At 61.7% G+C, this 2,595-nt stretch carries 3 protein-coding genes; 1 reads left to right on the forward strand and 2 read right to left on the reverse strand.

The features are described 5' to 3' along the window. Together BN1137_RS03455 and BN1137_RS03460 are read right to left on the reverse strand one after the other, a co-directional pair. On the reverse strand, nt 1–1,165 hold a 1,165-nt coding region (locus BN1137_RS03455), incomplete at its 3' end, for an efflux RND transporter permease subunit (protein ID WP_198150593.1). After that, the gene (locus tag BN1137_RS03460) at nt 1,162–2,256 is read right to left on the reverse strand and encodes an efflux RND transporter periplasmic adaptor subunit (RefSeq protein ID WP_083443351.1); all 1,095 of its coding nucleotides are present in this window, start codon (nt 2,254–2,256) and stop codon (nt 1,162–1,164) included. The genes BN1137_RS03455 and BN1137_RS03460, both read right to left, overlap by 4 nt. Nucleotides 2,257–2,422: 166 nt before the next feature. Here BN1137_RS03460 and BN1137_RS23135 point away from each other — a divergent pair. After that, nucleotides 2,423–2,595, forward strand: a 173-nt coding sequence (locus BN1137_RS23135; RefSeq protein WP_157433619.1) for a helix-turn-helix domain-containing protein, incomplete at its 3' end; no start/stop codon positions are given.

Genomic DNA, 2,595 nt, shown 5'->3' on the forward strand with positions numbered 1-2,595 from the left:
GCTGCAGATCGACCCCGGTGAGGTTCATGTAGACCAGGGTGAACAGGATGTTCAGCAGCAGGCTGACCCCGACGATGGTGGCGCTGCGCCAGCCCATGAAGATGAGCAGCACCACCACTACGATGACGATGCTCTCGATGAGGTTGATGACGAAGTTGTTGATGGACTTGACCACTTCCCCTGGCTGGTAGGCGATGGTGCCGACGGAGGCGCCAAGGGGCAACTCGGCCTCGAACTGCTTCAGCACGGCGCTCAGTTCATCGCCGATGCTGACCACGTTGATGCCGTTCTCGGGGCTCACGGCCAGGGTGATGGCCTGCTGGCCGTTGAAGCGGCTCTCGGTCAGCGCCGGGGTCTGGTAATCGAGATAGACATCGGCCACATCGCCGAGGCGCAGGGTGCCGCGCTGCGCGCCGGCGCCGGTGGTGAGCATCAGGTTGCGCACGTCCTCGACGTTTTGGTAAGCCCCGCTCTGGGCCACCCGCAGGTTTTCCATCCCGACATCGTAGTCACCGGCGGCGACCGGCATGTTCTGGCTATTGAGCTGGGCGATGAGCTCGGCCATGGAGATGTGGCTCTTGGCCAGCCGCTCGCTCGACACGTCGATATTGACCACCTGCTCCTTGACGCCGTGCAGCTGCACCTTCTTCACCCCGGGCACCGCCTTGAGTCGGCGCTGCAGCTCGCGGGCCTGATCTTTGAGCTGATGCATGGGAATGTCGTCGCCGTGGACGGCGAAGAGCATGCCGTACACCTCCGAAAATTCGTCCTGCACTATGCTGATCTGGGCCTGGGGCGGGAGCGTGAGTTTGACGTCCTGCACCTTGCGCCGCAGCAGATCCCACTGCTGTGGCAGCACATCAGTGCCATATTTCTCCTGCAAATCGACGAAAATCATGGAGCTGCCGGGGCGGGAGAGGGATCTCAGCTTCCACAGGGATCCCATCTCCTGCAGCTTGGTCTCGATGGGATCGGTGACCAGGGCCTCGACCTCCTGGGCGGTGGCGCCCGGGTAGAGGGTGACGATGACGGCGCTCTTCACCGTGAAGGAAGGATCCTCGAGTTTGCCGAGATCGAAATAGGAGTAGATCCCGACCAGGGTGCAGAGCACCGAGAAGAACACCACGAAGGTGCGTTGACGGATGGCAAAGGTAGAGAGTGTCATGACTGGGCACCCACCTGCTTGATGAGGTGCACCGGCTGGCGCTCCTTGAGCAGGGCGCTGCCGGCGGTGACCACCTTGTCCCCGGCGAAGAGCTGGCCCTTGACGCACAGGCTGTCGTGGCGCTGGCTGACGACTTCCACCGGCACGCCGATGGCCTGGCCGGCCCGCACCGTCATGACCCGGTTCTCGCTACCCTGGCTCTTGACCGCGCTGGCGGGCAGGCAATGAAGCTGCTCGCTCCCTGGCTGGGAGAGCTCGACGCTGACCGACTTGCCGGGTACCAGCTCGGCTGAACTATCCAGCAGGCGGAAAGTCACCTCATGGGTGCGCTTCAGCGGATCCGGCAGACTTGCCAGCTCGCTGCTGACCACCCTGACGGCCAGATCCTGCCGATACCAGTTGAGGTTCCCAGCCATACCGGTTTTCAGCAGGCCAATCTGCTGCTCCGGCACATCCACCACGGCCTCCAGGATCTTGGGCTGATGCAGGGAGAGCACGGGTACACCGGGGGCAGTTTGCTCATGCTCGTCGATGAAGCGCTGGCCTATCATGCCGTCGAAGGGGGCGCGCAGCTCGCTGTAACCCAGCGCATCCTCGGCCTTGGCGAGGGATTGTTGCAGCGTCTGTACCCGCGCCTTGGCCTGGGCGTTGGCGCTGGTGGCCCTGTCCAGGTTGATGCTGGCCATGGCCTTGTCGTTGACCGCCTGGCGGGTGCGCTTGAGCTCCACTTCGGCCAATCTACTCGCCGCCTTCGCCTCCTTGAGCATGGCGGCTATCTCGCCCCGCTGGACCCGAAAGTCGTGGGGGTCGAGGCGCGCCAGCACCTCTCCCTTGCTGACCTTGTCCCCTTCTTTCACCAGGATGGTGTCCACAGTGCCAGCGACCCGAAAGGCGAGTTGGGCTCTCTGGTGGGAGCGAATTTCGCCACTAAAGCGCAAGGTTTGGCTGGCCGAGTGCTCGGGCAGGGTGATGACGTTGACTGGGCGCGAAGCCTCGGCCTTGTCCGGGACGGGATCCTTGCCACAGCCGCTGAGCAGGGCACCGAGGATGACGACACACATAGATGAAAGGGGGAAATGCCGGTGTTTCATAGGTTAAAAGTCCAATAAGTCAGAGACTAAAGGACTATTTTATCCGGTCTGATATGCCCGATAATCAGCCTTTGATTACCAACACTGTCTCGATTTATAAGACAATTGATAAGGCATAGCCTGTTACCATGGAGAGATAGCGCTAACCAGGGTTGTAGGAGGAAGGGTGAAGATAGACGATCTCAAGTTGTTTCTGTCGGTGGTGGAGCTGGGAGGCTTTACCAGCGCCGCCGATGCGCTGAACATTCCGCGCTCCAACGTGAGCCGCCGGATCAAGGATCTGGAAACCGAGCTCAACGCCAAGCTGCTCACCAGAACGACCCGCCGCCTGACCATGAC

The organism is Aeromonas tecta, assembly GCF_000820185.1.
GTDB classification, from domain to species: domain Bacteria; phylum Pseudomonadota; class Gammaproteobacteria; order Enterobacterales; family Aeromonadaceae; genus Aeromonas; species Aeromonas tecta.